At 71.6% G+C, this 3724-nt stretch carries 2 protein-coding genes; one reads left to right on the top strand and one right to left on the bottom strand.

Features of this window, described 5'->3' with window-relative positions; genetic code table 11:
• Positions 1 to 3004: AAA family ATPase (locus tag CVO76_RS15955; protein WP_208740088.1), on the top strand; the 3004-nt coding region annotated here is incomplete at its 5' end.
• Between the two features lie 77 nt (positions 3005 to 3081).
• On the opposite strand, the gene CVO76_RS15960 is transcribed toward CVO76_RS15955, so the two are convergent.
• A partial coding sequence (locus CVO76_RS15960) for an RcpC/CpaB family pilus assembly protein (RefSeq protein ID WP_208740089.1) occupies positions 3082 to 3724 on the bottom strand: 643 nt, incomplete at its 5' end.

Genomic DNA, 3724 nt, shown 5'->3' on the forward strand with positions numbered 1-3724 from the left:
GGCGGCCGCCGGCAGGCGGGTGATCGTCGCAGCGGAACGCCGAGGCACCCTCAACGAGTTCGTGCAGGACCTCGACGGCCTCGATCTCGGGTCCCTCGTGCTCCAGGTGGGCAGCCAGACCGGACCTGCACAGCTGCGCGAAGCCGTCGTCCGCGCGCTGGTCCGCAACGAGAAAGCCTTCGAGCCGGAGCTCGGGACCCTCCACGCCACCCTGACCGGGCACCGTCACCAGCTGATGGAACATGTCCGGAGTCTCCACAACATCCGCAGCCGGTGGGGGTGCTCGCCCTACCAGGCCATGCAGTCCCTCGCGGGACTCACGGCGCTCGATCCCGCGCCGTCGACCACCGTGCGGCTCAAGCGGAGTGTGCTGGACTCGATCGCCGACCGCAAGGAATTGACGGAGCGCCTCCAGCGGGCCGCCGAGCTGGGCAGTTTCAGCAAGGCGTCGACCGAGAGCCCCTGGTACGGGGCGCAGCTGCTGAACCGCAAGGAGACCGAGCACGCCCACGCCCTGGCCGAGCAGCTCGCCACGGGGATCCCCGACCTCCGCGGCAAGGTGCAGCGCGTCGCCGAACACTCGCACATCACGCTCGGTGCAACCTTCAGGGAATGGGGCGAGCAGCTCGAACTCCTCGTCGCCGTCCGGGGGAGCCTCGACAAGTTCACACCCGATATCTTCGACCGTCCGGTGACCGACCTCATCTCCGCGACGGCGCCGTCGTCGTGGCGCAAGGAGCGCGACATCGAGATGAGCTCGATGACGCGGTCCCGCCTGCGGCGCGTGGCCAAGGAGTACATCCGGCCCGGCGTCCACATCTCGGACCTCCACACCTCCCTTCTCGAGGTGCAGCAGCAGCGCACGCTCTGGACCCGATACGCGCTGACCGAACGGCATCCGCAGGTCCCGACGGGACTCGCGGAGATCCATTCCTCCTACCGGGCGGTCGACGAGCGGCTGGCGGAGCTGACCGCGATCCTGCGGACGACCTCGGGTCGCCCCGACCTCGCGGCGCTCGACCTCGACAGCCTCGAAGCGCTCCTCCGCGACCTCGCCGGTGACAGTGACACCCTGGAGACCCTGCCGGAGCGCACCCTGCTGCTCGACGAGATGCGCGAGCAGGGACTGGCCGATCTCCTCGCTGACCTCGCCGCACGGGAGATCCCCGCCGAACGCGTGGGTTCGGAACTGGAACTCGCCTGGTGGCAGTCCGCCCTGGAAGCGATGATCAGCGGGGACGACTACCTCGCGATGTCCGACGGCGACAGCCTGCGCAGGCTGGAGGCCGAGTACCGTCTCGCGGACAACGCCCACATCGCCTCCGGGCCCGCCCGGATCCGCTGGACCCTCGCCGAACGCTGGCGCACCGCCGTGGAGGCTCACCCGGAGGATGCCGGACGCCTGCGGCAGGAGCTCAAGGACGGCACCCTGACCCTCGAGGTCTTCGCGGGCCTCCACCAGGACCTGGTCGCGGCGCTCCTGCCCGTCTGGGCGGTCAGCCCGCTGACGATCAGGGGTGCGGTGCCCGACGGCTACTCCTTCGATGCCGCCGTCATCCTCGATGGCGAGTCGATGTCCCTGCAGAGCGCGGTGCCCTGCATCGCGCGGTCGGCGCAGGTCGTGGTCTTCGGCGACGACCGCCTCGCGGGGCCCACACGCTTCAGCATCGAGGTGCAGTCCGCTGATCGCGCGTCCACCCTCGAGCCGCTCCCGAGCGCGTTCGACTCGCTCCGCGAGGTGCTGCCCGTGCGCGGGCTCACCGAGATCTACCGCGGGGTGGATCGCGGCCTCGATACGTACCTCAGCGAATCCTTCTACGGCGGCAAGCTGTCGCGGCTGCCCCAGGCCTCGGAGGTGACGGGGGAGGGCCGCGGGCTCGTGGTCGAGTACCTGCCCAACGGCACGGGCATGCCGAGTTCGGAGCACGACGGCGTGGAGAGCGTCGCCGTCGAGGTGAATCGGGTCGTGGAACTCGTCTTCGAGCACATCCGCCGCCGCCCGAGCTTCTCGCTGGCCGTCGTGACGGCCAGCGCTCGGCACGCTGCCCGGGTGGGGGAGGCGATCCGCCTGCAGATGGCGGAGTTCCCGTGGGCCGCGGACTTCTTCGTCCCCGGACGGGAGTCCTTCCGCGTGGTCCCCGTCGAGCGTGCCGGTGGGCTCGTGCGCGATGACATCATCTTCTCCCTCGGCTACGGCCGCACCCCCCACGGACGTACCCTGCATTCGTTCGGCCCGCTGTCCGGGCCCGACGGTCGCCGGAACTTCGTCATGGCGATGACCCGGGCGCGGCACCTGCAGCACGTGCTGACCTGCTTCGAACCGTCCGATCTGGACCCGGACCGGCTCACCACGGGAGCGCTGGATTTCTTCGAACTGCTCCAGCGTGAACTCGGTGGTGGTCCGGGGCACGCCCCTGCTGCCTCGGGCGGCAACGAGGACCCCCTGGTGGCGGACCTCGTGGACCGGTTGCGGTACCGGGGCGCCGAGGTGCGGGACCACTACGCCGGTGTCCTCGACATCGTCGCGGTGCGGCCCGCGGATCTCCGCCCGGACGGAAGCGCCGCCGCGGTGCAGGACGAGCGCCCCGCCCCGCTGGCCATCGAGTCCGACGGCACCGGCCGGTACGGCGCGATGACCGTGCGGGAGCGGAGCAGGCTGCGCCCCCAGGTCCTCGAGCGGATGGGGTGGCGGTACATGCCGTTGTGGACCATCGAGGTCTTCACCGACCCGGACGGATGCGCCGAACGGGCCGCGGCCCTGATCGGGCTTCCCCCGCGGAACACCTCCGACCAGCCGAGGACGCGAAAGGACGCCGCCAGGATGCGGAAGGACGAGCAGCACCCGGGCCGCGGGGCGAACGTGGGCCGGGAACCCGGCGAGGGGGACGACGCGGCCCCGGCAGTCCCGACGACAGCCGCCGAGGACGACCCGCGTTCGTGGGGCGACACCGAGGACAACCACGACGAATGGCTGAAGGAGCAGCGTCCGCCGCACTGGGGCTGACGGGTCGTATCGGCGCTCCCTGCACGTGCGCAGGCCGGGTGCAGGAGAGGGGACGACAGCCCGGCCATCGTGACCGGTCACGGAGCCGAGGTCAGTACGAGGTGGACATCGCCCGAGCTGGAGGACCCGGCGAGGGCCGCGGCGTCGTCCGCCTGCGCGGCCACGACCACGAGGCCGCCGTCGTCGTCGGCGCCGGGCCACGTGCTGCCGCCGCCTATCGGCGCGGTCCACAGGACCGCGACGGAGCGCGCCAGGACCGTCGAGTCGGCTGCGACGTCATAGCCGTTGCCGGTACTGAGGATGACGTCGACGAGCTGCCCGGGAGCCAGCAGCTGGACCGTCGCGGGGTCCGAGGGCCGGAGGGGGACGGCGACCGTGCCGGCCGTCGTGCCGGTCAGCAGCCCATCGCCCACGAGGGCGGTCGCGGGCACCGGCGCGCCCTGGGACAGGGGCGCGGCCAGCTGCTGGCCGATCACCTGCAGGGGCCGATCGAAGGTGTCGCCCGGAACCGCCTGCTCGGGGAGGGTGGTCAGGGCCACGTCCGCCTCGGTCAGGACCGTCCCGATGGACAGGTCACGTGAGGCACTGACGACAGTCCTTGTCCGATAGTCGTCGCCGACGGCCGCCTCCACCGCGACGCCGGCTGCCGCACTGAGGAGCAGGCAGCAGAGCAGCCGCTTACGGCGGTGCACCAGCCTGCGGAGGCGGGAGGCCGCGACG

Origin of the sequence: Arthrobacter agilis (genome assembly GCF_002953615.1) — a bacterium.
GTDB lineage: Bacteria > Actinomycetota > Actinomycetes > Actinomycetales > Micrococcaceae > Arthrobacter_D > Arthrobacter_D agilis_B.